This window comes from Varunaivibrio sulfuroxidans (assembly GCF_029318635.1).
In the GTDB taxonomy this organism is placed as follows: Bacteria; Pseudomonadota; Alphaproteobacteria; order Rhodospirillales; family Magnetovibrionaceae; genus Varunaivibrio; species Varunaivibrio sulfuroxidans.
Genome location: NZ_CP119676.1, coordinates 903675 through 925931, shown reverse-complemented (window position 1 = coordinate 925931; position 22257 = coordinate 903675). Strand labels below are relative to the sequence as shown.

The following is a 22257-nucleotide window of genomic DNA, read 5'->3' as shown; positions in this document are numbered from 1 at the left end:
ACCGGCGCATTAAGCGCCGGTGGCGTGGTGAAGCGACAAGACTATTTTGTGATGTCGATAACGCCGGTCATGCCCGATTCGTAATGACCGGGAATGTTGCAGTCGAACTTGATTTTGGTCGGGGGACCCGCGAATTTCCAGATCAGTTCTTTGGTCTTACCCGCAGGAACGCTTACCGCCCAAGGTACGGTCATGGTGTCGGTCATGCCTTTTTCCGCCATGGCCTTCATCTCGACGACGACGGTGCGATCGACATGAGCGGCGGAGCCGGCTTCTCCGAAGGTTACCGATTCCTCCGCGCGCGCAGATGGCGCATGCACCGTTGTTAAGACCAAAACGCATAAACCGAGAAACGAAGCGGTGTCCATTTTCATAGATGTACCCCCCTTGTCGGTGACTCTGATTGTCATAATCGAAGACGAGCCTAAAGCTTCCCGTTGGCGTAATGTCAACGCGCCGCTTTATTTCCGTCGGTTTAGGGTCAGAACCTATTAATCTGACCCTAATCGGGAAAGGGGGGGGGCGAACGCTCCCCCTCCATGGCTTGAGGGGAGAAAAATTATTTTATGACGGAGATCGTGCCGTGCATGCCCTCGGCCTCGTGTCCGGGTTGGGTGCAGTAAAACGTGACCGCGCCCGCCGACGCGAAAGTCCAGATCAGGCCTCGACTCGCGCCTGCGGGAATGTCAACGGACCAGGGCGCCGTCGGGGTCAGTTCAACGTCTTCGCCGTCAAGCGTGGCCAACATGGCCGATGGGGTCGTCGCGGGGTTCTTTTTTGCGCCCAGGACGAATGCGTGATGGATATTGTCATGGTTTTTAACGACGAAACGAACGGTTTCATGCGCCCTAACCTTGATGGTTTTCGGGCCGAAGCCTTTGTCCTTAATCGCTAGGGTAATGGTGCGATCGACGTGAGTTGGGGCGCCGGGGCGACCGGGGGGGATGTCCGCGGCGTGGACCATGGGCGTGCGGCCAAGCGCGCCGCTTAGAACGGTCGTGAATACAAAAAGCAATGTGAAGGTTTTTATGGTTATGGCGGTTTTTGCGGCCATGGGAGTTGTCCTCTCGTTATTATTTTTTTTACGCGAAAACGCAGGCGTGAGGCGCCTTTCTCAGATGTGGGCAAGGCGCTGTAGTTTTGCACCTTATTTGTGCGTCGAGGGTGCAAAAAGAGGAGACAGCCGCGAACGCATGCGTTCGACTGCGGCGATAACGACACGTTTACGTCGCCCGATGCTCTACCGGGTTTTAGAGTGTTGTGTGTGTTGGGTTTGCGAATTGGTCATGCCGACCAGACGGCCAGTTCATTGCCGTTGGGATCGCGGAAATGGAACCTGCGCCCACCGGGAAAGGCATAAATCGGTTTGGTGATTTCCCCCCCGGCGGTGGCGACGAGCTCATTTTTTCGTTCTAGATCGTCGGCGTATAACACCACAAGGATGCCGGGTTCGGTCGGTTTCGCGTCATCCACGGCGTTGAAACCGCCGTCGATCCCGGCCCCGCTAAAGCCGAGGTAGTCCTCGCCCCAGGCGGTAAATTCCCACCCGAAGGCCTGCGCATAAAAGCGCTGGGTTTCCTTGGCGTCGATGAGAGGAAATTCGATATAGTTTATCGTGTTGTTTCGGGGTGTCATTTGTGTTTTCTCCCGGGTGTTGGCGTTAGATCGGGGTCTGTCCGCGGGTTTAGGGTAAAAACTGCTCGGTGAGAATGCGGTTCTCCAGGTTGTGTTCCGGATCGAACAAGAGGATCGGCTTGTTCGCCCGATCCTCGCGTACGCTCACCGATTGCACCCGGCGCACCTCGGTGCCGTCCGCGACCGCGCTGACCGGGCGTTGCGCCGGGTCGAGTATGTCGAAGGTTACTTCGGCGTTATGCGGCAGGAGCGCGCCGCGCCAGCGCCGGGGACGGAAAGCGCTGATCGGGGTCAACGCCAGCACGCCCGCGCCGATCGGGATGATCGGTCCGTGGGCGGAAAGATTATAGGCGGTGCTGCCGGCAGGCGTGGAGACGAGGACGCCATCGCAGATCATTTCCTCCAATCGGGTGACGCCATCGACGATGATGCGGATTTTCGCGGCGAGACGGGTCTGACGCAGCAAAGAGACTTCATTGATGGCGAGGGCCTCGTGGACGATCCCCTTGGTGTCGGTTGCGATCATCCGCAGGGGATGCAGCTCCACGGGTTCGGCCCGGCCTAACCGTTTGAGAAGCCCCGTTTCGCGATAGGCGTTCATCAAAAAGCCGACCGTCCCGCGGTTCATGCCATAGATCGGAACGCGCCTATTGAGGTAGTGGTGCAAGGTGCGCAACATATAGCCGTCCCCGCCTAGGGCGACGATAATGTCGGCGCGCGAGGGCGGAACATGTTTGTAGCGCGCCTTCAAGCGAACGAGAGCATCCTGCGCCTCTTTTTGGCGCGCCGCGACGAAGGCGATGGTTTTGAATTTCATAAGGTCCCGCCGGATCGATTGCGCGGGAAGTATACCCTATGCGTATGATGCTGGCTATCCGCCGGTTACGCTCATATGTCGGGCGACGGCGGGCCCGGAGCGACCTTCCTCGATCGTAAAATCGTGCCCCCGGGGCTTAAGCGCGATGGCTTTGTCGATGGCGGCGTTAAGGGCGACGTCGCTTTCGCTGTGGCGCAAAGGTTCACGCAGGTCAACGGCGCTATCTTGACCTAGGCACATATATAACTTTCCTGTCGCCGTTATGCGCACGCGGTTGCAGGTATCGCAAAAATTGTGGGTCATCGGCGTGATGAAGCCAATTCTTTGACCACTTTCTTCGAGGGTGACATAACGCGCCGGGCCACCGGAGAAATGGCTGTTGTCAACAAGCGTCCAGCGCGCCGACAAGCGTGCGCGCACCGTGCTCAGGGGGAGGTATTGTTCCGTTCTATCGCCGCCAATATCGCCCAACGGCATGGTTTCGATAAAGGTCAGGTCGAAACCTCGTTTTGCGCACCATATGACGAGATCGTCCAACTCAAATTCATTGAATCCGCGCAAGGCGACGGTGTTAATCTTAATTTTCAACCCGGCGTCCCGGGCCGCGTCAATCCCGCTCAGGACCTTATCGAGGGCGCCGCGGCGGGTGATTTCGGCGAATTTTTTGGGATCCAGCGTATCCAAGGAAACGTTGACCCGCTTGACGCCATGGCCGGCCAGCTGATGGGCGTATTTGGCCAATTGGCTGGCGTTGGTGGTCAAGGTTAATTCTTCGAGGGCGCCGCTACGCAAGTGGCGCGACAGTTCGCGCACCAAGTCCATGACGCCGCGCCGGACCAGAGGTTCGCCGCCCGTCAGACGGAGTTTTTTCACGCCTCGGCGGATGAAGGCGCTGCAGACCCGATCGAGTTCTTCAAGGCTCAGGATGTCGGCTTTGGGCAAAAAGGTCATGTCTTCCGACATGCAATATTGACAGCGGAAGTCGCAGCGGTCCGTCACCGACACGCGAAGATAACGGATACGCCGCCCAAAAGGGTCGGTCATGGATGGCGTTTGCGTATCCTTGTGAGCGTGCTTTTCCATGAGAATGGCCGTCGCCTTGTTTCGTGATCGTTAAGTCAATATGTATATAACGCTTGGTCAATAGATAATACGTCTTTCGTTGAAAATCGTCCCCAATTTTCCTGCGGGTATATCCGTCGGGGCTTAGCCTAGGAGCAGGGCGTCGTCGTCGATGGTTTCCCCACGCACCTTTTCGAACATGTGCAGCAGGTCTTCGATCGTTAACCCCCGGCGCTCGCTTCCCGATACGTCGAGCACGACCCGTCCCTCGTGCAGCATCACGGTGCGATCTCCGATATCCAAGGCCTGACGCATGGAGTGGGTGACCATCACCGTGGTCAGGCGGCGTTCGCGGACGATGGTGCGGGTCAGATCCAAGATGAAGGCCGCCGTCTTCGGGTCGAGCGCGGCGGTGTGCTCGTCGAGGAGGAGGATTTTCATCGGCCGCAAGGTCGCCATCAGCAGACTGACGGCCTGACGCTGTCCGCCCGACAGCAATTCCATCTTGTCGTTGAGGCGATTTTCCAGACCCAGGTCCAATTCGTGGATGCGCGCCTTGAAAGTCTCGCGCATGGTGTGGGTCAGGGCCGGCCATAGGCGGCGGCGCTTGCCCCTGGATGCGGCCAGGGCCATGTTTTCGGCGATGGTCAGATTGGCGCAGCTTCCCCCCAAGGGGTCTTGGAAGACGCGCGCGACCCGCCCGGCGCGGCGCGCCGTGGGCCATTTCGTGACGTCGTCGCCGTCAATCACGATGTGGCCGTGGTCAACGATGATTTCTCCGGCCAGCGCGTTCAGGAAGGTGCTTTTTCCGGCCCCGTTGGAGCCGATCACGGTGACGAATTCGCCTTCGGAAATGGTTAGGTCGATGCCACGCATGGCGCGGGTTTGCATCGGGGTTCCGGGGTTGAAGGTGACGTGCAGGCCCTTGGCTTCAATCATGAGGTGGCCCTTTCGCGCGGCGCGGGCGTAGGGGATTGCGCATACCCGGCAAGACCATGGCGAGGGTCACCAGGACCGCGGTGATCAAGTTCAAATCCTGGGTCTTCAGGCCGATGAAATCGGCGTTCAGGGCCAACGCCATCGCCAAGCGATAGAGGATCGAACCGATGACGCAGCCCAGCGTCGCCAGAAACACGGTGCGTGGCGGGACGATCGCCTCGCCGCCGATCACCGCCGCCAGGCCGACGACGATCACGCCGACGCCTAAGGTGACGTCGGCGAAGCCCTGGCTTTGTGCGAACAGGGCGCCGGCGAGGGCGACGAGGGCGTTGCTGATCGCCATCCCCAGGAGAATATGAAATTTCGTGTTTACACCCTGGGCGCGGGCCATGCGATCGTTAATGCCGGTGGCGCGCATCGCCAACCCCAATTGCGAAGAAAGAAAAAAGTCGAGGGCGATTTTGACGACCAAGACGACGACGGCGAGCACGATGGGGGTGGCGATATGCATCGCGATGGGCAAGTTTTGCAGCACCGTGAAGACCGTATCGTCGCCCAGCAGGGCGATATTGGGGCGCCCCATAATGCGAAGATTGATCGAATAGAGCGCGATCATGGTCAGGATCGACGCCAAAAGATGGAGAATTTTCAGGCGCACGTTGAGCCACGCGGTCATCAGGCCCGCCAGGGCGCCGGCCCCGATCGCCGCCAGTGTCGCCAGATAGGGGTTCACCCCCGAGACGATCAGGCTCGCCGACACCGCCGCCCCCAACGGAAAACTGCCGTCAACGGTGAGGTCGGGAAATTCCAACACCCGAAAGGAAAGAAAGACCCCAAGCGCAACGAGACCGAACAGCAGTCCGGTCTCGATCGCGCCGAGAAAGGCAAATGAACTCATCGCGCGTCCTGGTTAAAGTGTGTCACCCGTTTTTCGTGAACCCCGTTTTAGCGGATCACGTCCTTGGCTTCTTTGACGATGTCGGTGGGAACGGTGACGCCCATCTTGGCGGCGGCGCGAAGGTTTAGGTACAGTTCGGTCTTGGAGACGCCCTCGACCGCCATGTCGCCGGGTTTTTCACCGTTCAGAATACGGGCGACCATGGCCCCGGTCTGCCGCCCGACATCGTAATAGTTAAAACCGGCGGCGGCGATGGCGCCGCGCTTCACCGAGTCGGTGTCGGCGGCGAAGAGGGGGATTTTCGCCTCTTCGGCGACCTTGACCACGCCCTCGAAGGCCGAAACGACGGTGTTGTCGGTGGGAATATAAATGGCGTCCACCTTGCCGACCAGGGACCGGGTGGCGTCGAGCACGTCGCTGGATTTATAGGCCGCCGCCTCGACCACGGACATCCCGATCTTGGGAGCCTCGCTCTTCACCAGATTGACCAGCGATACCGAGTTGGCTTCGCCGGGGTTATAGACGATCCCCAAGCGTTTCACCGTCGGGACGATGCGCTTGATCAGGCGCATGTGCGCGCCGATCGGCGACAGGTCGGTGACGCCGGTAATATTTTTACCGGGGTGTTCCATGTTGGAGACCAGTTTAGCCCCCACCGGGTCGGTCACGGCGCTGAACACCAAGGGGATGGTTTTGGTGTTGGCGGCCACGCTCTGCGCCGAGGGGGTGGCGATAGCGACGATTACATCGGGGGCTTCGCCGATGAATTTCTGCGCGACTTGGGCCGCCGTGGTGGGACTGCCTTGGGCGCTTTCGTACGTCCACTTCAGGTTTTTCCCGGCGACGTATCCGGCGTCGGCCAGGGCGTCCTTGATGCCCTTGCGACAGGCGTCGAGGGCGGGATGGGCGACGATCTGGGTAATGGCGACGGATTTTTCCGCCCCCTGGGCCGCAAGAGGCATAATACTCGCCATCAGGGCGAGAAGACCAAGACGCAGAGCCTTCATGATAGTCTACCTTTGTCCTATTTTGTCGGGGCGAATAGCGCAACGTACGCCAATCCCCGCCCGCGCGACGTTTGTCCGTGCGTGAATATTTTATCGCGCTGATAACGCCACGAAAGAAAAATGTAAAGGGATCGTCACGAAATTACGCTTTTTTGGGCGTTTTTACGCCCCGGATCGTGGTTTCGGAGAGGTTGGCGTTTGGGGAACCCAATGCTCGGGCAGCCTAGCGATTGTGAATAGGGTCGCGCCGCGGACCGCTGCCCCGCCGCCACCACAGAAGCTTCCCGTTCATGAAGGCTTGCGCCAGGTCGTTTTTCGGTTCCTTGAAGAAAGCCTTCGCCGGAGATTGTTCGAGTAGGCGCCCGCGATGGAGGAACAACACCTCGTCGGCCAAACGTTCGGCCTGACCGAAATCGTGCGAAACCATGACGATGGTGGTCCCCAGGGCATGTATGGCGTTGATTACGTTCTCGATAACGTGGGTCGCCGAAGGATCGAGGCTGGCGGTCGGTTCGTCCAAAAAAAGCACTTTGGGTTTCAGCGCCCAAATGCGTGAAAACGCCAATTTTTGTTGCTCGCCGAAGGACAGCGTCCGGGCGGACCGGTCGGCGAGCCGGCGGATTCCGGTGCGTTCGAGGGCTTCATCGACGATGTCGCGGCGATGGCGGGCGTCGATCCCCCTCAGCGTCAGGGCATAGGCTACGTTGGCGCGCACCGAACGGCGCAGCATCACCGGTCTTTGAAAAACCATCGCCTGGTGGCGTGCGGGATCGACGGCGTCGCCGTGCCAGATCACTTGCCCCTCGCTGGGGCGCACCAGTCCATGACAAATGCGCAAGAGGAGGCTCTTCCCGGCGCCGTTTGGCCCTAAAATCAATACCCGCCTGGCGCTCTCGATGCGCAGGTTCATGTCCTTGATCAAGGGCATCGTGTCGACGCGAAAGCAGACGTTTTTCAATTCAAGGGGGAGAATTTCGCTCATCATGCGGGGACGATGGCAACCAGGAGGGAAGATGTCAACATGATCGAGGGCTCACGCATAGAGGTGTCGGCTCGCGCGCTCGCGGATCCAAAACACGGCGGCGTTCACGCTGATTGAAATCGATATCAAGATGAGGCCGAGGCCGAGGGCGAGCGGCAGATCGCCCTTGCTGACCTCCAACGAGATCGCGGTGGTCATGACCCGGGTGACATGGTCGATGTTGCCACCGACGATCATCACCGCGCCGACTTCCGCGCTGGCGCGGCCAAAACCCGCGAGTACCGCGGTGAACAGAGAAAATCGCCCGTCCCACAACAAAGTGAACAGCGCACGCAGGGGGCCTGCGCCCAAGGAGCGGAGCTGTTCCTCGTATTCACGCCACAGGTCTTCGATGACTTGGCGGGCGAGGGCGGCGATAATCGGTGTGATCAATAAAAACTGCGCGATAATCATGGCGCTGGGGGTAAATAGGAGCCCGAACACGCCGAGCGGACCCGACCGGGATAATGATAGATACACGATGAGACCGACGACGACGGGCGGCAACCCCATCATGGAATTCAGGGCGACGATCGCCATCTTGCGCCCGGGAAAGCGGAACAAGGCGACCGCCGCGCCCACCGGCAGTCCGACCACGGTGGCCAGGGTGACGGCGAGGAAGCTGACCCGGAACGAAAGAAAAACGATTTCGGCCAGGCGAGGATCCATGCTGACGATAAGATGAAAAGCCGCGACAAACGCGGCGCCGATATCGGACATGCGGGAACGGGTTCCACATCGCTAGAGGTTAAAAAAGAAGATCGAAGGTGTAAAAGGATAGCACGCCCAATGGGGCGGGCAAAAATCTCCCTTTTCGGTGACGCCGCTCAATCCGGGGCGTAAGGGTTGGCGCCTTTACGCATTAAGATACGGATCGGCAAACCTTCCAAGGCGAAGTCCTCGCGCAGGGCGTGAGTCAGATAGCGCAGGTACGATTCGGGCATGCCCTCGGGCTGGCTGACGAAGACGGCGAAGGTCGGCGGGCGGCTTTTGACCTGCGTCATGTAGCGCACCTTGATCCGCCGTCCCTTGGCCAAGGGCGGCGGATGGCGTTCCGTGGTGATTTCCAGCCAACGGTTTAGCTTGCCCGTCGATATCCGCGTGTTCCATGCATCGTAAACGGATAGGGCCTTAGGAATAAGGGCGGCGACGCCCTTCCCCGTGTGTGCGCTCAAAGTGACGACGGGAACGCCGCGAACCTGGGGCAATGACGTTTCCAGGCGATCGGCCAGGCGTTGCAACGCGCCCTTTTTGTCACGCACCATATCCCATTTGTTGACGGCGATGATCAAGGCGCGCCCTTCGTCCGCGACCAAACGGGCGATGGTCAGGTCCTGTTTTTCAAGAAGATCCTGGGCGTCGAGCACGAGAACGACGACCTGCGCGAAACGAATGGCGTTTAGGGTATTGGCGCTGGACAGGCCTTCGATTTTTTCGGTGATCTTGGCCTTGCGGCGCAGCCCCGCCGTATCGACGAGATCGACCCGCCGCCCTTTGTGATGCAGGGGAATGGTGATGGCGTCGCGGGTGATGCCGGCCTCGGGACCGCTGAGCAGGCGGTCCTCGCCGATCAAGTGGTTGATCAGGGTGGATTTTCCCACATTGGGGCGACCGACGATCGCCATTTGGATCAATCGGGGTTCGCCGTCGGCATCGTCGTCCGTGAGGGTGTCGGGGGCTTCGGCTTCACCTTTTCCATTTCGATCGTCATTCACGGCGGCGGTGGTCGGCGCGGGGTGGGATTGGGCGTCGGCTTTTTTGTCCTGCCATGTTTCTTTTTCCCGCCGGGCATCGTGCAGCGGGCGCAGGGCGTCATACAATTCGCCCATACCCTCGCCGTGTTCGGCGGAAATGGCGATCGGCTCGCCCAGGCCCAGTTCGAAGGCCTCGATCATGCCGCTTTGACCGGCGCGGCCCTCGCATTTGTTGGCGATCAGAATAACCGGGGTCTTGCGTTTGCGCAGCCAGGACGCGAAGTGCTTGTCCATCGGCGTGACCCCGGCGCGGGCGTCGATCAGCAACAACCCGACGTCGGCCTGATCGACGGCGGTTTCGGTTTGCGTGCGCATGCGCGCTTCCAAGGAATCGTCGAAGGCTTCTTCCAGTCCGGCGGTATCGACCACGGTGAAAGCGAGGTCGGCGATCCGCCCCGGCGCGGCGCGGCGGTCCCGGGTGACGCCGGGAGTGTCATCGACAATAGCCAGACGCTTACCCGCCAGACGGTTGAATAGCGTGGATTTCCCCACGTTGGGGCGGCCGATAATGGCGACGGTCAAGGGCATCGGGCAGGAACTCCATCAGGCCTCTTGGGGCCCGGCGTTGGCTGTTCAGCGATAGGCGATCAGCTGTGCGTTGTCGGTCAGGAAATAAACGCTGCCACCCGCGATAATCGGCGGGACGGAAACGCCCGAAGGCATTTCGACCTGACCGAGAATTTTCCCGGTATAAGGAGAAATAGCGAGGGCTTGTCCCTTGGATCCGGCGACGATAAGCCGGTTGCTGGCGAGCAAGGGTCCGGTCCAGATAACAGGGTGTAGGCGGGTTTTGGGGTCCGTGTACTCGGGCAGTTGCCGCACCCAATGAATTTCCCCATCGGCGCGCGATATCGCGATCAGTTCTTGATTATTGGTGATCAGATACAGGTAATCGCCCGCCGTCCAGATGGTTTGTTGTCCACCGATGGCCTTATCCCAAAGGCGTTTCCCCGTGCGCAGGTCGATGGCGACCATGACGTCGCCGTTACCGATGGCGAAAACCCGACCGCGATCGATGACGGGCGACGCCTTGATCTGGGAAATTGTCGAAATAGCGTTCGTGCGTTGTACCGAGGTTAGTGAATCGGCCCACACCATCAGTCCGTTGTCAACCTTGAACGCCAGCAGCTCGCCCGACGTGAAGGGGGCGACGACGACCCCCTGATCGACGGCGGGACTGCCCCCGCCGAGCAGGCTTGCGCCCTCGGCGATGGCGTTGTGGGTCCACAGCGTCCGACCGTCGGAGGCGGCCAGGGCGTACAGGGTATTGTTCAGGGTGACCGTAAACACGCGCCCGCCGCGCGCCGTGGGGCCGGAGTGTATAGGTCCATCGACCGGGCTGCGCCACAAGACCTTTCCGGTGGCGCTGTCCAGCGCGATCACTTGGGCGAACCCGGTGGTGACGAAAACCCGTCCGTGGTCGTAGGCCAATCCACCCGAAATTAGGCTGCTGCTCTCGTCTTTGGGGGTCAGCGAGACGCGCCACAACCGGGCTCCGGTCTTGGCGTCATAGGCGCCGACGTTGGTTTCGGTGTCCATGGCGAAGACTTTGCCCTCGGCCGCGATCGGCGAGGTGACGAAGCGCCGGCTCGAACTGGCTCCGGCGCCGATATTGACGCGCCATGCTTCATGCAGGGTGGCGTTGACCTGGATGTGATACATGGCGTGGTTGGCATAGCCTCCCTGCTGCGGCCAATCGGGGTTGGGTGAGGGGGCGGGCAGCAAAATGGGTTTAGCCTTGAGTTGGGCGTCCGGCGTCAGCGTGCTTTGATGGGTCAGGACGGAAATACGCTTACCGGGCAGCGGCGGGGCGCTGGAAGTGCCGAACCAAGTGTCGCAACCGCCGAGTAGGCTCAGCGCACCCATCGTCAAAACGAGCGCCGATAGCCCCCCCAGGCGGCGTTTTGCCCGTGGGAAGGGCGCGACCGTGAGGGGGGGGGGCGTATCGATGCGTTCTGACGTCATGTTCGGAGCCTCAATTAGCGGCCAACGCCGCGGCCAATTCGCCGGCGCGGGTGCGCAACGACTGTGGCGCGCTGGCGTCGGTGGCGATGGCGTTGAAAAGGTCGTGCGCTTTTTTGCGGTCGCCTTTTTTCAGGTAATAGGCGGCGGAAACTTCCTGGGCGCTAAAACGCAGGGGGTTGTCGGCGGCCTCGATCGGCTGCAGGCGTTTAATGACGGCGTCGGCGTGCGCCTCGGCGCCGGGAAGGCTTATCGACGCCTGCGCGCTTTCGATGGCGGCGATGTCGCGATATAGAGGGTCGAGGCTGGCGTTCGCGCTGAGCGCGTCATAGATCGCGATTGCCCCCGAGGCGTCCTTTTTTTCCAACAAAAGCGCGGCTTCCTTGAAGCGGGCGATCATCGCATATCCGCCACCGGCTTTTTTAGCCAGGGCGTTGAGGTCGGTCACGGCAGCGTCGATCTTGCCTTGGGCCGCCAGGGTAAAAGCCGCGTGGAGGCGTTCGCCGTATTTTTCCCGGTGATGGGTGTCGTATGTTTTCCAGCCTTGGTAACCGGCGACGCCTATGATAATGGCGATCGTCACGCCAAGAATATAGGCGCCGTATCTCTTCCAAATCTTGGCGATGGAATCCTGCCGCAGTTCATCGTTGATTTCCCTAAAAAGCGCTTCTTCGCTGTGTTCGGCCACGAACGTCTCCACTCCCCGGCGGGGTTTTTCAGTTGCTTGGTCTTTGCGCGAAAATGCCGGCGCGCCGCCGCGCCGGGCGCACGATACGTCGGCTCGCCGGCACAAGATATCGCCCCCGGCCCGCGAAGGCAAACGTCGTGATGACGTTGGCGGCGTATTTCTGCCTTGACGAACCTATCCAGGCAGGTTTTTCGGGGCGCGCCACGTTTGAGGGGAAAAAATTTATCCGACCGAAAACATGCGCTGCAAGATGCGGTGCCCCATGATTTGGTGCAGCACCGCGAGCGAGGCGTGGGCGATCAAATAGGCCCACATCAAGTTGGCGACGGCGCCGTGAACCTGCGCCGCGCCCCAGCCCAGGGCGGTCAGGGCGCCGTTCGGCGCCATCGAGAAGAAAATAAAAGTTCCACTGACGGCGAGGATCGTCGCGATGGTCAGGCCCAGGCCGTGGATCGCACTGGCCAGCGGGGATTTTTCGTCGGGCTCGGGCAGGCGACCTTTTTTCAGGGCGTCGGCGTGGGTCTTGAGATCGTCAATGACGGCGCGCCGCTCGTTTGTGGAAAACCAGGGTATCAGCGTCTTTACCGAGGTCTCCCGGCGACGGACCAGGGTCCATATCCAAAACAGCATGATGACGGTAAAGCTGACGAGCCCCCCGTATTGGTGCAGTTCGAAACCGAAATTGGCGGCGCGACCGATGGCGGGGCGGGGAACGCGCATGACCCAGGTGACGACAAGCTGGAAGACGATCGACGATGCCAGAAGAAGGTGAAGAAAACGTGTAATCAAGGATCGTTTCATGGTGCAGTTTCTTTGTTTTGGACTCAACGCGAGGTCGGTTTCGGTGATTTTGCTCGGGTCGGGATGGTTTCTCGGGTCGCGATGGTTCGAAGAGGATTACGCCGAAGACGGCGAGGGCGCGCCATGCGCGGGCGAGTCGGAGAGAACGCCTTCGTGGCTGGCCTCGAACGCCGCTGTACGGCGTTTTTCAAAACGCCAGACGAACGCGGGAGGCATGTTTCGCCACACGAAGGCGACGCGCCTTCCGGTGATCCCCAATCGGTTGAGCACTTTGGGCGAGATCGGTGTTTTCGGGCCATAGGTGAACTGCACAAAGGTGCCCCCCGAGCCGATCAGGGCGAAGGCCTGCTTTAAAATGGCGTATTGTTTTTTGCGTGTCAGCAGCAGGAACGGCAACCCCGAGACGATATCGCACGCCTCGCCGACATTGTGTTCACGCGCGATGACGCCCAGTTTGGCGGCATCGCGTTCGACAATCTGGGCATCGGGAAACGTTCCACGCAGCAATCCGGCCAAATTCGGATTATTCTCCACCACGATCAGTTGGTCGGCACGGGAAACCGCTTTTAAAAGGACGCTTGTGATCACGCCGGTACCCGCGCCCAGTTCGATAATGGTTCCGTTTTCACGCATGCCGACTTGGCGCGCCATGGCGTTGGCCAGGGTGCCCCCGCTGGGGACCAGAGATCCCATTTCCTGTGGACTTTTGATCCACTGCAGCAGAAATGCGCCAAGGTGTGAATCGGTCATTAATTCAGCTCTCCATAGTTAGGCTTGAACGACGATTAAATCGGTCATGGCATTATTCGGTCCGCCCGGCCCATCGACCGGACGGGGTCTGAGTATTGGAACTTCGGGCCGGACCAGTGATAGCGCGAACCATGCGATGCGTGGGCGAAAACGCCACGTATCGTGACCGCGGTGGGTATTGTCTTGAAGGTTAACGCACGATGTTTTCTCGCAGTGTCGATTTTAAAAGCATTAACATGAACAGGCGGTTCAAAAATCCAAAAGAAGCGAAAGGGGACCACGTCGCGACCGGATGAAACCCGTTTTCGCGGTTTGATCCTTGTTGTTGCGGCTTATCGGTCCGGTGCGTGGTATGTATCCCATGCTCATCTTAGGGTTATAAGACAGCACGGATGGAAAGGCATTGTAAAGATACCGATTTGTAAGGTTGAGACCACATTCTTGACATTAAAGACCGATCGGGAAAAATCAGGGGTCCCGGTCGGTCTTTGTCGTGTGGACCGAAACAATGACGTCATTCTCACCGGGGCCATTTTCCGGTGGTTTTTCGGTGGGCGGCGATTTTGACCAGGCGGTCTGCGCGGGTGCCCGCGGGCGGGGTGGCGCGCTGGTGTTCGATCCATGCGATGGCCCGCGCGCGTCCCGGTTCCTGGGCGATGGTGGTGCGTTGCGGGGCGTTGGGGGTGTTGTCGGCGTAGGCGGCCTTGAAGAAATTGCGCACCGCGTTCGCCGCGAAGGCGTGCAGCGGATGGCTGGCGCTTGCGTAGGCCTTCGACGTCATCACCCGTTCGGCCATTGCCTTGTCGAGCAACAGCCCGGCGATCTCGGCCGTTTTCGATGATGGAACGGCCGCGCGGGCGGACGTGGGTGATGACGATGAAGCCGACGATGAAGGCGACGATGGAACGGGCGAGGCCGACGGAAAAGGCGATCGCGTGGGGATCGGCGAAAATCCCCCTTTCGCGGCGGCTTTTCTGTTTCCCGGGGCCGTGTTTTTTGGGGCCGTGCTCATTGGCAAGGGGCTTTTCTTGGGGGCCAATATCTTGGGGGCCAAGATCGCCTTCAGGGCGGCGACGCCGTCGTTGGCGTGGGTGAAGAAGTCCTTGTTTCGGACTTGCTCGGGGATGGTTCCGCGCAGCACACGCGATGCCCGCGCGCGGTCGCCGTAAAGGTGGCTCAACCGGTCGATGGCGTTTTGCGAAAGATCGGGGCCGGGAGTTTTCGCCGGGGCGGGAACTTTCCCCGCCGTTCCCGGGGCCGCGTCCTTCTCCTTCGTCTCCCCGTTTCCCGCAGGCTTGTTTTGGGGGGCGGCTTTGTCTTTTGCCGTGACTTTGTTTTGGGCCGTGGGGGCATCTTGGGACGGCGCATTTTGGGCATGGGGCGCCGTTCCCGCCCCGTCGCCGCTTTGCCCGGGGACGGCTTGTTTGGGCGCGTTTCCCTGGTCCGTCGGTGCGCCTTTCCCCGATTTATGGACGGGGCGGTTATCGGGAGCGGGATTGCCCGACAGGCCGTCTTTGCCGGCATCTTTTGTCGCCCCGACTTGCGCCTTGGAGGCCGCGCCGGGCGCGTCGGAAGGGTTTTGTGCGGGACCTTGGGCGGATGGCGCCGCCGGGGCGTCGGCCCAAAGATCGCCGGGTTTTTGCCGATACGCCGCACGGGGCAGACAAATCAGGTCTCCGGCGCGAATTTTATCGGCGTTCGCAATGTCCGGGTTCGCCGCCATGACGGCGCGTAGGGGAACGTGATAACGCGCGGAAATAGCGCCGAGGGTATCCCCATTGTTCACCGTAACCGTGCCTTTCTCGTTGGTGTTCATGAAGTGCTTGGCGAAACTGAGGCCACGACTTTCGTCGTGTAGGTATCTGCCGATACGGATAAGGATGCGCCCGACGTCCTTCATGTCCCCCGCCCGAAGGGCCTTTTGCAAGGCGTCCCGTTCGCGCCGGACGCTGGCCGGGGACTGATACGTGACCAGCGTCAAAATCCCCTGACGTTTGGGACTGAGGGCGGCGAACAGGGGATCGCCGATGATGTTGCGGGTTTGGTCGTAAAAGCGGGCGTAGGACTGCGCGAACAAAGCCTTGGTCTGTTCTGGATTAAGTTCCGGGCCGCGCAGGGCGGAGATCATCCCATCGAGACGCTTGGTGTCGGCGTTCTCGCCCTTGTTCAATTCGTCGGCGATGGCGCGCAGGGTCTTTTTTTGGGAATCGCCCAGCGGGATCTTCGCCGCGCGCATGTCCGCCTCCAAGGTCGGCTTGATCACCCACCGCCCGTCCCGCCCCAAAACCACGGCGGCGTAACCGATGCCGATGGTCGGAACGTGGCGACCGTCGTTGTAGTAGGTGGATTGCATTCTTCCTTCTATTCCTCGGGCAATGTCGTAGATATGACCCAACGACTGTTTGTACGGATCGCTAATTTTGTTCTCGGTCATTTTTTGTCCTCCATGTTGTTAAGGGCACAAAAAAAACAGCGCGGAGGCGCTGTTTTTTGGAAATTGGGTATAGCTGAATTTTGGGATGTTACCTTAAATCAACTTGCTTGGAATCTTCATTCTCTGCGGTTTTTATAAGGAATGTATGTGTGCCAACCACAGAAATCATTCTTTTGTTTTTTTGGGGGGAGCCAAGTGTTCTCGATCGCGTTTTTAGCTCTTTTTTCTGTTCTGCATGTATTGACCCATATGAGGCACGATTCAAAAGCGATCCCCTCATGGTCATAATTAAGAACAATGTAATGTTCTATAATGGGGTATCCGTAAGCCACGGGCACGTCGAGGAGTTCGAGGTAAGGCACGTTGCGGGGCCCCCGGTGAATTTTGAAGCGGAATTCGCCGAGCTTGCCGAAGCGGATGCGGTCTTTCTTGATCTCCATGATGCCCAGGGTGGGCATCGTTATCCGGCTGAAAGGGTACCACTTGCCGTAGGGTGTTTTGGGGCAGGGGGGTGCCGGAGCCAGGGCCAGCGGGTCGGGGTTGGCGGCTTGTTTTGATCCCGGGGCGGGGATGACGACCTCGCGCGCGGCGCGGGTGATTTTTGCCTCGGCCTCGGCGTCGGCGATGGCCAAGGTGGAAAAGAGGACGGCGCTTAGGGCGGCGATAAGGCCTCCGACGACGCGCCCGCGCCGTGACGATGCAAACCTAACCATGGCGCGGTTCCCTCATCCTCAATCTCCCTCCCATCACGTTCCCATCTCCCCGCCGTATCCCGGCAGGAAAACGGCGCACCTATGGCGCGCCGTTGGGGTCATCTTATACACCAAATCGTCGGATCAATAAAGGAAAAAATTCACATAAATGCACATGTCGTCACCCCCCCTGACGTTTGGGACTGAGGGCGGCGAACAGGGGATCGCCGATGATGTTGCGGGTCTGGTCGTAAAAGCGGGCGTAGGACTGAGTGAACAAAGCCTTGGTCTGCTCCGGGGTCAATTCCGGGCCGCGCAGGGCGGTGATCATCCCATCGAGACGCTTGGTGTCGGCGTTCTCGCCTTTGTTCAATTCGTCGGCGATGGCGCGCAGGGTCTTTTTTTGGGAATCGCCAAGCGGGATCTTCGCCGCGCGCATGTCCGCCTCCAAGGTCGGCTTGACCACCCACCGCCCGTCCCGCCCCAAAACCACGGCGGCGTAACCGATGCCGATGGTCGGAACGTGGCGTCCGTCGTTGTAGTAGGTTTTCCCTGGTCCCTCCGCGCCTCCTGCGAGCGAATATATTTTATTTAAGGATTGCCCATATAAATCGAGGTTCGCCTTTTGTTTGGTCATAAGAGATTCTCCATACTGTTAGGTGCATAAAAAAAACAGCGCCGAAGCGCTGTTTGGGGGATTGAGGGTAGTTGGGCTGGGGCTTTAATTTGTAAACCTCTTGGGCACGGTGCTGCGTTCGCTATTCCCTGCGATTTTTATAGGGGATGTATGTATCTCCATTGCAGTAATTATCTTTTTGTTTTTCTTTGGGAAGCCAAGCGTTTCCAATTATATCTCTAGCATATTCCGCCGTTCTGCATGTATTGACCCATATGAGGCACGATTCAAAAGCGATCCCCTCATGGTCATAATTAAGAACAATGTAATGTTCTATAACGGGGTATCCGTAAGCCACGGGCACGTCGAGGAGTTCGAGGTAAGGCACGTTGCGGGGCCCCCGGTGAATTTTGAAGCGGAATTCGCCGAGCTTGCCGAAGCGGATGCGGTCTTTCTTGATCTCCATAATGCCGAAAATAGGCATTGTCCGGCGGCTGAAAGGATACCACTTGCCGTAGGGTGTTTTGGGGCAGAGGGGCGCCGGAGCCAAGGCCAGCGGGTCGGGGTTGGCGGCTTGTTTTGATCCCGGGGCGGGGATGACGACCTCGCGCGCGGCGAGGGTGATTTTTGCCTCGGCCTCGGCGTCGGCGATGGCCAAGGAGGAAAAGAGGACGGCGCTTAGGGCGGCGATGAGGCCTCCGACGACGCGCCCGCGCCGTGACGATGCAAACCTAACCATGGCGCGGTTCCCTCATCCTCAATCTCCCTCCCATCACGTTCCCATCTCCCCGCCGTATCCCGGCAGGAAAACGGCGCACCTATGGCGCGCCGTTGGGGTCATCTTATACACCAAATCGTCGGATCAATAAAGGAAAAAATTCACATAAATGCATATGTCGTCACCCCCCCTGACGTTTGGGACTGAGGGCGGCGAACAGGGGATCGCCGATGATGTTGCGGGTCTGGTCGTAAAAGCGGGCGTAGGACGGAGTGAACAAAGCCTTGGTCTGCTCCGGGGTCAATTCCGGGCCGCGCAGGGCGGTGATCATCCCATCGAGACGCTTGGTGTCGGCGTTCTCGCCCTTGTTCAATTCGTCGGCGATGGCGCGCAGGGTCTTTTTTTGGGAATCGCCAAGCGGGATCTTCGCCGCGCGCATGTCCGCCTCCAAGGTCGGTTTGACCACCCACCGCCCGTCCCGCCCCAAAACCACAGCGGCGTAGCCGATGCCGATGGTCGGAACGTGGCGTCCGTTGTTGTAATAATTGTGTTTGTCGCGCTCCAAATGGCTGGCCAAGGGGTATATTTTATCAAGGGATCGTTGGCCGTAATCATCAATTTGCCGCTTTTTGTGATCAGTCATCGTGTATCCTCCTTGTTGTTAAAGGCATAAAAAAACAGCGCCGAAGCGCTGTTTTAGAAACTGGGTGTGGTTGAAATTTGGGATGTTATCCTAGAGTGTTTCCCGATTATTCTGGCTCATACCCTGCGGCGGTAAAATAGTTTTTCGCTTCTCCTGGCGTGATCGCGTCGATGGCGTTTTTGACGGCGTCCCACAGGTCTTCGATTTTTCGGGCGGCGGCCTTTTTGAGCAACGCCTTGATTTTGCTGAACGCCATTTCGATTGGATTGAAGTCCGGGCTGTAGGGTGGCAAAAACAGGAGCCTCGCCCCGACCCGTTCAATGGCCTCTCGGATGGAGGCGCGTTTGTGAGCGGGCAGGTTGTCCATAATGACGATATCGCCACGCTTTAAAGTCGGCGCGAGGCATTGTTCTACGTAAGCCAGGAAAGCGGCGCCGGTCATGGCCCCGTCCAGCGTCATTGGGGCGGTGATCCCTGACGGCCTGAGCGCGCCGACGAATGTCGTCGTTTTCCAATGCCCGTGCGGAACCGGCGCGCGACACCGCTCACCGCGGAAGGATCGGCCACGCAGACGGGCCATCTTGGTCGATACACCGGTTTCATCGATGAAGACCAAATGCTCGGGATTGAGGTCCGGTTGTTCGTTGAACCACGCCTCACGCTTCGCCTTTACGTCGGCCCGTTCCTGCTCGCTGGCGTGCGCAGTCTTTTTTTGAATGTCACGCCGTGTCGAGCAAAGAACCGGTCCACCGAGCTCTTCGATGTTTCCACGCCATGGGCTCGGTGCAAATGAACGACGATTTCACCCAGCGTGATGTCGGCTTGCTCCTCGACCAAAGCCAGGATTTCCGTCCGCAACCCGTCCAGGGGGCTCCGGGGAGCGCCGCTGCCCCTCTTGTCCGGTTCCCAACTTCCGGTCCGGCGATACCGGGCAACCCAGCGGATCGCCGTCGCCTCACCAACATCATACTTCGCCGCCGCTGCCCGCCGCGACATCCCGCCGTTAACGGCTTCAATCACTCGTTTGCGTAGATCGTTTGAAAGGGTTCGTGCCATAGGGGCTGGCCTCCTCATCCAGCCCTTAGCTTGAATCATAAAACGCCGCTCAAGGGAATCCCTTACGATTCAAAAGGGGCGGGAAATGCTCTAGGTTAACTCGCCTGGGATCAATGTCATGAATCTTCATTCTCGGCGATTTTTATAGGGGATGTATGTGTCGTAGGCGCAGTAGCCAAATTTCCGTATCTTTGGAGGGAGCCAAGTGTTCTCGATCACCTTTTTGGCCTTTTTAACCGTTTCGCATGCGCTGACCTGTATAAGGCACGATTCAAATGCGATCCCCTCATGGTCATAATTAAGAACAATGTAGTGTTCTATAACAGGGTATCCGTAAGCCATGGGCACGTCGAGGAGTTCGAGATAGGGCACGTTGCGGGGGCCACGGTGAATTTTAAAGCGGAATTCGCCGAGTTTGCTGAAGCGGATACGGTCTTTTTTGATCTCCATGATGCCGCGAGTGGGCATCGTTATACGACTGAAAGGGTACCACTTTCCGTAGGGCGTTTTGGGGCAGAGGGATGCCGGAGCCAGGGTCAGGGGGTCGGGGTTGGCGGCTTGTTTTGATCCCGGGGCGGGGATGACGACCTCGCGCGCGGCGAAGGTGGTTTTTGCCTCGGCGTCGGCGATGGCCAAGGTGGAAAAGAGGACGGCGCTTAGGGCGGCGATAAGGCCTCCGACGACGCGCCCGCGCCGTGACGATGCAAACCTAACCATGGCGCGGTTCCCTCATCCTCAATCTCCCTCCCATCACGTTCCCATCTCCCATCTCCCATCTCCCCGCCGTATCCCGGCAGGAAAACGGCGCACCTATGGCGCGCCGTTGGGAACAGTTTATATCCTAAAACGGCGCCCCTAGGCAACCCAATAAAGGAAAAAATTCACATATCATTATCTAGCGTTAGCTGGAGTGAGGGCGGTTAATACACGTATTTATAGAATTTATTTTTTTATTTTTATTTTAGAGTATGCGGTGTTTTGCAGGTGTTTTTATGAGGGGCGTATTTTTTATTTTATATTAATACACCTAATAATTTTATTTTATGTAGACATTTTAGCTTGTTTTTTTCGAAATGATATACATCAACTATTTTATTGATGATGCGGTATCATTAGGTGTGTATATAATTTTTTATTTTTATTTAATTGGTTATGATGTTTTGGTGACATATTTTCGCATAGAATTTTTATAAAAAAACACGTAAAACGAGATAAATTGAGCTTGTCATGCTTTGTCGTTATGGGTTAGTCTTTATCAACTTAAAGATGAAATTTATAACTTTTGCATGGGGAGTGAGATGGCGCCGACGTATACCTTATCCTGGCGTGTATATTAAGGAAGTACCCAGTGCTGTGCGCGCCATTGCCGGTGTGCCGACCTCCGTCGCGGCGTTTATCGGGCGGACGACCATGGAGCCAGTCAATCAACCGGTTCGAGTTCAGAATTTCAGCGCATTCGAAAGGGCGTTCGGGGGCATGAACGCCGCCTTTGCCCTACCGTACAGCGTGCAGCAGTATTTCCAAAATGGCGGCGCGGACGCCTATGTGGTCAGGTTGGAAAAAGGCGCTACGGCGGCCCAGATCCATGTTCCCGTGGGGGTGACGACGCAGCAGCCTATCAATGCGGGCGCGACTACCCCCCAGACCGTGCAGGCTCAGGACGAGAAGATCGCGGGGAGGACGGTCATCACCGATCCTCCCAAGGCGCTTAAGGAAAACACTACGCTTTTTATCGCGCCCGGCCAGCAGGCGTTCAGCCAGGATTACACTTATGTCGGACCCGCCGTGATCGTCGGCGACGAGGGGATACCCTTTGAGAAGGCGGTGACTCTGGAGATGCCCATCGCGGTCGAGAACATTCCCGACGGAAAGAAAATTACGGATGTCAAGTTTCTCGTCTGGAGCCATAAAAACGGCACGTTGAGCCTACAAGCGCAAGCTTCGAGCGACCCTGACAAGAAAAAGGCGAGCTTAGCGACAAAAACCTTCTCGACCGTGCAGCCGGTGATCGAGGCCGCGAGCGCCAAACCGCCGAAGGCCGATCCCGCGCCGATGGTTCTGAGCGCCAAAAACGGTGGGGCATGGGGTAATGGGTTGCAGGTTATTATCGATTACAACACGCGCAATCCCGCCGATGCGACGTTGTTTAATTTGACGGTTCAGCTTGTCGATCCATCGACCCAGGGCGTCGTCGCGTCGGAAACGTTCCTTAATCTTTCGTCGGATGCAAGCGCGCCTTCGTATGTCGTGCGCACGCTCAATGACGATTCTCAATTCGTTCAGGTCGAAGGCGTGGTTACGGAGCGCCCGGTGGCGACGTCGCGTCGGAAACGTTCCTTAATCTTTCGTCGGATGCAAGCGCGCCTTCGTATGTCGTGCGCACGCTCAATGACGATTCTCAATTCGTTCAGGTCGAAGGCGTGGTTACGGAGCGCCCGGTGGCGACGCCTGTGGGGCAGGCGTATAAGGTCGATCAAAAGGGGAGCGACGGCAATGCTCTGGATGCGGCGACGATCAACGGCAACCTGGAAAATAAAACCGGGATGTACGCCCTTGAGGACGCCGACATTTTCAATCTTCTGATCATTCCGCCGTTGGCGCGCTACGATGGGCAAAGTCCCGATGTTCCCCAGGCGGTCTGGGATCAGGCGATTTCGTATTGTGATCAGCGCCGCGCGGTGGCCCTGGACGATCCCAACAAGAACAAGAAATGGGTCGTTTTCGGCACCCACCAAACCCGCGTTGCTCCGTAAAGGCGCGGCGC

Annotated in this window: 24 protein-coding genes; 2 read left to right on the top strand and 22 right to left on the bottom strand. The window is 58.6% G+C overall.

Going from position 1 to position 22257, the window contains the following annotated elements:
• Positions 1-41 precede the first annotated feature (41 nt).
• The 22 genes from P3M64_RS04290 to P3M64_RS04185 all read right to left on the bottom strand — a co-directional run bounded on the left by P3M64_RS04290 (position 42) and on the right by P3M64_RS04185 (position 20210).
• On the bottom strand, positions 42-374 hold the full coding sequence (locus P3M64_RS04290; RefSeq protein WP_132939810.1) for a cupredoxin domain-containing protein: 333 nt from the start codon (positions 372-374) through the stop codon (positions 42-44).
• A 185-nt stretch (positions 375-559) separates the two neighbouring features.
• A complete protein-coding gene (locus tag P3M64_RS04285; protein ID WP_132939811.1) occupies positions 560-1054 on the bottom strand; it encodes a cupredoxin domain-containing protein in 495 nt (164 codons plus the stop codon).
• Between the two features lie 230 nt (positions 1055-1284).
• Positions 1285-1635: a VOC family protein gene (locus tag P3M64_RS04280; protein WP_132939812.1), complete on the bottom strand. Its 351-nt coding sequence runs from the start codon at positions 1633-1635 to the stop codon at positions 1285-1287.
• Positions 1636-1684: 49 nt separating this feature from the next.
• The gene (locus P3M64_RS04275) at positions 1685-2452 is read right to left on the bottom strand and encodes an NAD kinase (RefSeq protein ID WP_132939813.1); all 768 of its coding nucleotides are present in this window, start codon (positions 2450-2452) and stop codon (positions 1685-1687) included.
• A gap of 54 nt (positions 2453-2506) precedes the next feature.
• On the bottom strand, positions 2507-3535 hold the full coding sequence (moaA, locus tag P3M64_RS04270) for a GTP 3',8-cyclase MoaA (protein WP_132939814.1): 1029 nt from the start codon (positions 3533-3535) through the stop codon (positions 2507-2509).
• A gap of 123 nt (positions 3536-3658) precedes the next feature.
• Positions 3659-4453: an ABC transporter ATP-binding protein gene (locus tag P3M64_RS04265; RefSeq protein WP_132939815.1), complete on the bottom strand. Its 795-nt coding sequence runs from the start codon at positions 4451-4453 to the stop codon at positions 3659-3661.
• A complete protein-coding gene (locus P3M64_RS04260; RefSeq protein WP_132939816.1) occupies positions 4446-5351 on the bottom strand; it encodes an ABC transporter permease in 906 nt (301 codons plus the stop codon). Before P3M64_RS04260 ends, P3M64_RS04265 begins: the two co-directional genes overlap by 8 nt.
• A 47-nt stretch (positions 5352-5398) precedes the next feature.
• The gene (locus P3M64_RS04255) at positions 5399-6358 is read right to left on the bottom strand and encodes an ABC transporter substrate-binding protein (RefSeq protein ID WP_132939817.1); all 960 of its coding nucleotides are present in this window, start codon (positions 6356-6358) and stop codon (positions 5399-5401) included.
• A 223-nt stretch (positions 6359-6581) separates the two neighbouring features.
• Entirely contained in the window at positions 6582-7343 is a 762-nt protein-coding gene (locus tag P3M64_RS04250) for an energy-coupling factor ABC transporter ATP-binding protein (protein WP_207893200.1), read from the bottom strand.
• Positions 7344-7391: 48 nt separating this feature from the next.
• Positions 7392-8099 (bottom strand): ABC transporter permease, encoded by a 708-nt coding sequence (locus tag P3M64_RS04245; RefSeq protein ID WP_132939818.1) that lies wholly within the window; start codon positions 8097-8099, stop codon positions 7392-7394.
• A 107-nt stretch (positions 8100-8206) separates the two neighbouring features.
• Positions 8207-9661 carry a ribosome biogenesis GTPase Der gene (der, locus tag P3M64_RS04240; protein WP_132939819.1) on the bottom strand — a complete coding sequence of 485 codons (1455 nt, stop codon included), beginning with the start codon at positions 9659-9661 and terminating at the stop codon, positions 8207-8209.
• 45 nt (positions 9662-9706) lie between these two features.
• The gene (locus tag P3M64_RS04235; RefSeq protein ID WP_243644825.1) at positions 9707-11098 is read right to left on the bottom strand and encodes an outer membrane protein assembly factor BamB family protein; all 1392 of its coding nucleotides are present in this window, start codon (positions 11096-11098) and stop codon (positions 9707-9709) included.
• A 10-nt stretch (positions 11099-11108) separates the two neighbouring features.
• The gene (locus P3M64_RS04230; protein ID WP_165886387.1) at positions 11109-11783 is read right to left on the bottom strand and encodes a tetratricopeptide repeat protein; all 675 of its coding nucleotides are present in this window, start codon (positions 11781-11783) and stop codon (positions 11109-11111) included.
• 222 nt (positions 11784-12005) lie between these two features.
• A complete protein-coding gene (locus P3M64_RS04225; protein ID WP_132939821.1) occupies positions 12006-12584 on the bottom strand; it encodes a cytochrome b/b6 domain-containing protein in 579 nt (192 codons plus the stop codon).
• 96 nt (positions 12585-12680) lie between these two features.
• On the bottom strand, positions 12681-13334 hold the full coding sequence (locus tag P3M64_RS04220; RefSeq protein WP_132939822.1) for a class I SAM-dependent methyltransferase: 654 nt from the start codon (positions 13332-13334) through the stop codon (positions 12681-12683).
• A 520-nt stretch (positions 13335-13854) separates the two neighbouring features.
• On the bottom strand, positions 13855-15768 hold the full coding sequence (locus P3M64_RS04215; RefSeq protein ID WP_276157061.1) for a LysM peptidoglycan-binding domain-containing protein: 1914 nt from the start codon (positions 15766-15768) through the stop codon (positions 13855-13857).
• A gap of 116 nt (positions 15769-15884) precedes the next feature.
• Complete coding sequence (locus P3M64_RS04210; protein ID WP_132937942.1) at positions 15885-16481, bottom strand: hypothetical protein; 597 nt, start codon at positions 16479-16481, stop codon at positions 15885-15887.
• Positions 16482-16641: 160 nt separating this feature from the next.
• Entirely contained in the window at positions 16642-17097 is a 456-nt protein-coding gene (locus P3M64_RS04205) for a hypothetical protein (protein ID WP_132937943.1), read from the bottom strand.
• Between the two features lie 121 nt (positions 17098-17218).
• Positions 17219-17815, bottom strand: coding sequence for a hypothetical protein (locus P3M64_RS04200; RefSeq protein ID WP_132937944.1), 597 nt, complete (start codon positions 17813-17815; stop codon positions 17219-17221).
• 160 nt (positions 17816-17975) lie between these two features.
• Positions 17976-18437, bottom strand: coding sequence for a hypothetical protein (locus P3M64_RS04195; protein WP_132937945.1), 462 nt, complete (start codon positions 18435-18437; stop codon positions 17976-17978).
• A 106-nt stretch (positions 18438-18543) separates the two neighbouring features.
• Positions 18544-19493, bottom strand: a protein-coding gene (locus P3M64_RS04190; protein WP_243644718.1) for an IS630 family transposase whose coding sequence is annotated in 2 segments (ribosomal slippage) — positions 18544-19151 and positions 19151-19493 — 951 coding nt in all. Because the reading frame shifts where the segments join, the coding sequence is not laid out codon by codon here.
• 126 nt (positions 19494-19619) lie between these two features.
• Entirely contained in the window at positions 19620-20210 is a 591-nt protein-coding gene (locus tag P3M64_RS04185) for a hypothetical protein (RefSeq protein ID WP_132937946.1), read from the bottom strand.
• Between the two features lie 636 nt (positions 20211-20846).
• Between P3M64_RS04185 and P3M64_RS04180 the strand changes: the two genes are divergently transcribed.
• Together P3M64_RS04180 and P3M64_RS04175 are read left to right on the top strand one after the other, a co-directional pair.
• Positions 20847-22076, top strand: coding sequence for a hypothetical protein (locus P3M64_RS04180; protein ID WP_165886216.1), 1230 nt, complete (start codon positions 20847-20849; stop codon positions 22074-22076).
• Positions 22037-22246 carry a hypothetical protein gene (locus P3M64_RS04175; RefSeq protein WP_132937948.1) on the top strand — a complete coding sequence of 70 codons (210 nt, stop codon included), beginning with the start codon at positions 22037-22039 and terminating at the stop codon, positions 22244-22246. The genes P3M64_RS04180 and P3M64_RS04175 overlap by 40 nt, the downstream gene beginning before the upstream one ends.
• The last annotated feature ends 11 nt before the right edge of the window (positions 22247-22257 follow it).

Bases quoted from the DNA above. Each gene is read 5' to 3' on its own strand.
- P3M64_RS04290 (WP_132939810.1), bottom strand. From the start codon at position 374: ATGAAAATGGACACCGCTTCGTTTCTCGGTTTATGCGTTTTGGTCTTA.
- P3M64_RS04285 (WP_132939811.1), bottom strand. From the start codon at position 1,054: ATGGCCGCAAAAACCGCCATAACCATAAAAACCTTCACATTGCTTTTT.
- P3M64_RS04280 (WP_132939812.1), bottom strand. From the start codon at position 1,635: ATGACACCCCGAAACAACACGATAAACTATATCGAATTTCCTCTCATC.
- P3M64_RS04275 (WP_132939813.1), bottom strand. From the start codon at position 2,452: ATGAAATTCAAAACCATCGCCTTCGTCGCGGCGCGCCAAAAAGAGGCG.
- moaA (WP_132939814.1), bottom strand. From the start codon at position 3,535: ATGGAAAAGCACGCTCACAAGGATACGCAAACGCCATCCATGACCGAC.
- P3M64_RS04265 (WP_132939815.1), bottom strand. From the start codon at position 4,453: ATGATTGAAGCCAAGGGCCTGCACGTCACCTTCAACCCCGGAACCCCG.
- P3M64_RS04260 (WP_132939816.1), bottom strand. From the start codon at position 5,351: ATGAGTTCATTTGCCTTTCTCGGCGCGATCGAGACCGGACTGCTGTTC.
- P3M64_RS04255 (WP_132939817.1), bottom strand. From the start codon at position 6,358: ATGAAGGCTCTGCGTCTTGGTCTTCTCGCCCTGATGGCGAGTATTATG.
- P3M64_RS04250 (WP_207893200.1), bottom strand. From the start codon at position 7,343: ATGATGAGCGAAATTCTCCCCCTTGAATTGAAAAACGTCTGCTTTCGC.
- P3M64_RS04245 (WP_132939818.1), bottom strand. From the start codon at position 8,099: ATGTCCGATATCGGCGCCGCGTTTGTCGCGGCTTTTCATCTTATCGTC.
- der (WP_132939819.1), bottom strand. From the start codon at position 9,661: ATGCCCTTGACCGTCGCCATTATCGGCCGCCCCAACGTGGGGAAATCC.
- P3M64_RS04235 (WP_243644825.1), bottom strand. From the start codon at position 11,098: ATGACGTCAGAACGCATCGATACGCCCCCCCCCCTCACGGTCGCGCCC.
- P3M64_RS04225 (WP_132939821.1), bottom strand. From the start codon at position 12,584: ATGAAACGATCCTTGATTACACGTTTTCTTCACCTTCTTCTGGCATCG.
- P3M64_RS04220 (WP_132939822.1), bottom strand. From the start codon at position 13,334: ATGACCGATTCACACCTTGGCGCATTTCTGCTGCAGTGGATCAAAAGT.
- P3M64_RS04215 (WP_276157061.1), bottom strand. From the start codon at position 15,768: ATGACCGAGAACAAAATTAGCGATCCGTACAAACAGTCGTTGGGTCAT.
- P3M64_RS04210 (WP_132937942.1), bottom strand. From the start codon at position 16,481: ATGGTTAGGTTTGCATCGTCACGGCGCGGGCGCGTCGTCGGAGGCCTT.
- P3M64_RS04205 (WP_132937943.1), bottom strand. From the start codon at position 17,097: ATGACCAAACAAAAGGCGAACCTCGATTTATATGGGCAATCCTTAAAT.
- P3M64_RS04200 (WP_132937944.1), bottom strand. From the start codon at position 17,815: ATGGTTAGGTTTGCATCGTCACGGCGCGGGCGCGTCGTCGGAGGCCTC.
- P3M64_RS04195 (WP_132937945.1), bottom strand. From the start codon at position 18,437: ATGACTGATCACAAAAAGCGGCAAATTGATGATTACGGCCAACGATCC.
- P3M64_RS04185 (WP_132937946.1), bottom strand. From the start codon at position 20,210: ATGGTTAGGTTTGCATCGTCACGGCGCGGGCGCGTCGTCGGAGGCCTT.
- P3M64_RS04175 (WP_132937948.1), top strand. From the start codon at position 22,037: ATGTACGCCCTTGAGGACGCCGACATTTTCAATCTTCTGATCATTCCG.